The organism is Halomonas sp. 707D4, from assembly GCF_024158685.1.
GTDB lineage: Bacteria > Pseudomonadota > Gammaproteobacteria > Pseudomonadales > Halomonadaceae > Vreelandella.
The window spans coordinates 1-3,251 of sequence record NZ_JAMZBD010000359.1; the positions used below are offsets into that span (position 1 = coordinate 1).

4 protein-coding genes are annotated in these 3,251 nt (G+C 66.4%); 1 reads left to right on the forward strand and 3 read right to left on the reverse strand.

Translation table 11 applies throughout. The annotated features are described in order from the left end of the window. The 3 genes from BIS11_RS13600 to BIS11_RS13610 all read right to left on the reverse strand — a co-directional run. A partial coding sequence (locus BIS11_RS13600) for a LapD/MoxY N-terminal periplasmic domain-containing protein (RefSeq protein WP_253586282.1) occupies positions 1-1,009 on the reverse strand: 1,009 nt, incomplete at its 3' end. An 11-nt stretch (positions 1,010-1,020) separates the two neighbouring features. Then, positions 1,021-1,725: a transglutaminase-like cysteine peptidase gene (locus BIS11_RS13605; protein WP_253426148.1), complete on the reverse strand. Its 705-nt coding sequence runs from the start codon at positions 1,723-1,725 to the stop codon at positions 1,021-1,023. 124 nt (positions 1,726-1,849) lie between these two features. Beyond that, positions 1,850-2,476, reverse strand: a complete 627-nt coding sequence (locus tag BIS11_RS13610) for an arylesterase (protein WP_301286467.1) — start codon at positions 2,474-2,476, stop codon at positions 1,850-1,852. A 106-nt stretch (positions 2,477-2,582) separates the two neighbouring features. Here BIS11_RS13610 and BIS11_RS13615 point away from each other — a divergent pair. After that, on the forward strand, positions 2,583-3,251 hold a 669-nt coding region (locus tag BIS11_RS13615), incomplete at its 3' end, for an ABC transporter ATP-binding protein (RefSeq protein ID WP_253586285.1).

Genomic DNA, 3,251 nt, shown 5'->3' on the forward strand with positions numbered 1-3,251 from the left:
GGCGCAGATGCGCGTGCAGCGCGTCGAGATCGGTCTGGCGGGGCAGTGCCAGGATGAAGTCGCTGCCGTTGAGACGACCGACCAGTGCGGTCTGCGCGTCGCCGTCCAGGCTCTCGAGCCGGTTCACCAGCTCCACCAGCAGCTTGTCGACCGCGTCATGGCCCAGCCGGTCGTTGAGTGTCGCCAGCGCCTGCACCCGCACCATGGCCAGGGCCCCGGTCGCACGGGCGTCGTCGCCTTCCAGCAGTGCCGAGAGCCGGGCCAGGAAAGCGTCGCGGTCGAGCGCGCCGGTCAGCCGGTCGTGCTGCAGGTCGCGACGCAGCTCGTCGAGCTTCTGGCTCTCCTGGGTCAGCATCTGGCGCACGCTATCGGAAAGCGCGTTCATCGCCTGGGTCACGTCGCGCAGCTCGCGGGTGCTGGGCTCCTGGATAGTGGTGAAACGCCGCCGGCTGATGTCGCGGGCCTGGGCGACTACCCGCGCGAGCGGGCGCTTGATGCTGCTCACGAGCACCGCGGCCACGGCCAGGCTCGCCAGCGCCGCCACCAGAAACCACCCCGCAAGCTCGATGACGCTGCGCCAAAGCGACGCGTAGGCGAAGCTGTAGTGGCTTTGCAGCGTCAGCGTGCCGAACTGCTGCCAGCCATCCTGCACGGTGGCGGTGCCCGGCGGAATGTCGAAATCGACGAGCCCGCGAAACCAATCGGGCACATCGCCCCGGTAGTCGCTTGCCCGGCGTTCCACCAGTACCTCGCCGCCGGTGTCGCGCAGCACGATCTCGCGGTAGTAGCCGGTATCGAATTGCGCGGCGATCAACAGCTCCTGGGTGACGATATCCTTGTCCAGCTGGCTCATCGAGAGGGCCAAGACGTTGGCGTTGTCCTCGTTCTTGATGCGAATCTCCTGCTCGATGTAGAACCGGCTGGTGGTGATGCTGATCGCAAGGCTTCCGATGAAGGAGAGCAGCAGCAGGGCGATGATGGCAAGCCAGAGCTGTTTGATGAGTGACATGACGAATCCTTCTAGAGAAAGCCTTGAGATTGCATACGTTCGAGCACGCCTCGCCAGCGCGAGAGTCGCGCCAGCGGGTCGGCGCGCGACTGTGACGAGCCGCCGGCCCAGAGCCCTTCGCTGTTGAAGCTGAACAGCGGGTCCAGGTCGGTGCGTTGCGAGGCCGGCGAGATCGACGGGGCGATGTTGTCGAGGATCTGCGGCTCGGCGTCGGGCGTGGCGTAGTAGCCCAGCACCATGTGGGCCTGGGTGACCTGGCTTCGCCCCAGCCGGGCGCGCACGTAGATCATGCGCAGCCGCTCGCCGGGCACGCCCAGCTGCTTGAGCGTGACGTACTTGGCGATCGAGTAATCCTCGCAGTCCCCCTGGCCCTTGCCCATGGCTTCGAGCGGCGTGGCCCAGAAATCCTCCTCCCCCCAGGTCACGATATCGTCGACCCAGCGAATATGCCGGTTGAAGAAGTCGTTGACCTCGCGAAGCTGGGTCTGGACATCCTGCCCGGCCAGCCGCTCGAGCAGTGCGAACCAGGCCTCGAGCACGTCGAGCCGGCCCTGGCCGTAGAGCATCGTCATGCGCTGGCGCAGGCGCTCGGGATCGAAAGCGCTCGCCGGAAAGGAGAGAAGCCCCAATCCCGCGCCCAGCGACAACAGCCCGAAGGCGCCGAGCAGTGCGCGCCTGGACACCATCGAACGAGAAACCAGAGAACCGTTAGGCATGGACGCCCTGAGCCGCCATCGAATGAGGCTTAAGATTACAAGCTCGTATCCACCAGCGCTATACACCTCATGCCAAAAAGCGCCGATGGCATGAGGGTCGTCATCATCGCAAGCGGGCGTGCTACTACTCCTCGTACGTGATACCCGCGTCGTCTAGCAGCGGCGCAAGCGCGGGCCAGACGTTGTCGAGAATGATCGGCTGGGCGTCGGCGGTCGGGTGAATGCCGTCGCTCTGCATCAGCTCACGGTTCAAGGCGACACCCTCGAGCAGGAAAGGGACCAGCGCCACGTCGTACTCCTCCGTAAGCGAGTGATACACTGACGTGAACGCGTCTCGGTAGGCTTGCCCGTAGTTGGGGGGAATGTCGATACCCAGCAGCAGCACCTCGGCATCCAACGCCTGGCTCTGCTCGATCATGCCGGCCAGGTTGGCGCGCATCTGGGTCGGGGGCAAACCGCGCAGCCCGTCGTTGCCGCCGAGCTCCAGCAGCACGATGGCCGGCTCGCGGTCTTTGAGGATCTCGGCGAAGCGCTCGGCGCCGCCGCCGCTGGTCTCACCGCTGATGCTCGAGTTGACGACCACGGCCTGCTCCGCCAGACGCCGCTCGAGCAGGCTCACCCAGCCCTGGTCCTGCTCGAGACCGTAGGCCGCGCTTAGACTGTCGCCCATCACCAGCAGCGTCGGACGCTCCTCGGCAACGGCCTGGGGCAGGGCGACGACTACCAGGGCCAGTGCCCCCGCGGTTACCATGGATGCCATACGCCACCTTGAAGGGATGCCACGTTTCATGTCCGACTCCTTTGACCACGATACGAAACCCGCCGCGTCGCCCGAGACAGCGCGCACGAGCGCGGCCATGCCGCAAACCCCCGGTGTATCACATGCATCGCCGGTTCTGCTAGCCGAGAAACTCTCCAAGGCGGTCAGAAGCGGCGAGCGCTCGCTGACCATCCTCAAGGATCTGTCGCTGAGCGTCGCCCAAGGCGAAAGCGTGGCGATCCTCGGCAAGAGCGGGGCGGGCAAGTCCACCCTGCTCGGGCTGCTCGCCGGGCTCGACACCCCGAGCGATGGCGAGCTCAGTCTGTTCGGCCACCCCTTGAGCCGGCTCGACGAGGACGGGCGCGCCGCGCTGCGTGCCGGGCGGGTGGGGTTCGTGTTCCAGAACTTCCAGCTGCTGCCGACCTTGAGCGCCCTCGAGAACGTGCTGCTGCCGCTGGAGCTCTCGACACGGGCAGGCGAAAGCCACACGGCGCGCGACTGGCTCGAACGAGTAGGGCTTGGCGAGCGTATCGATCATCTGCCCAAGCAGCTCTCCGGGGGCGAGCAGCAGCGAGTGGCGATCGCCCGGGCCTTCGTCACCGACCCGGAGCTGGTCTTCGCCGACGAGCCCACCGGCAACCTGGACCCGGACACCGGCGCCCAGGTGATCGATCTGCTCTTCACGCTCAACCGCGAAGCGGGCACCACCCTGATCCTGGTCACCCACGACCACGCCCTGGCGCGGCGCTGCGATCGCTGTCTGCGC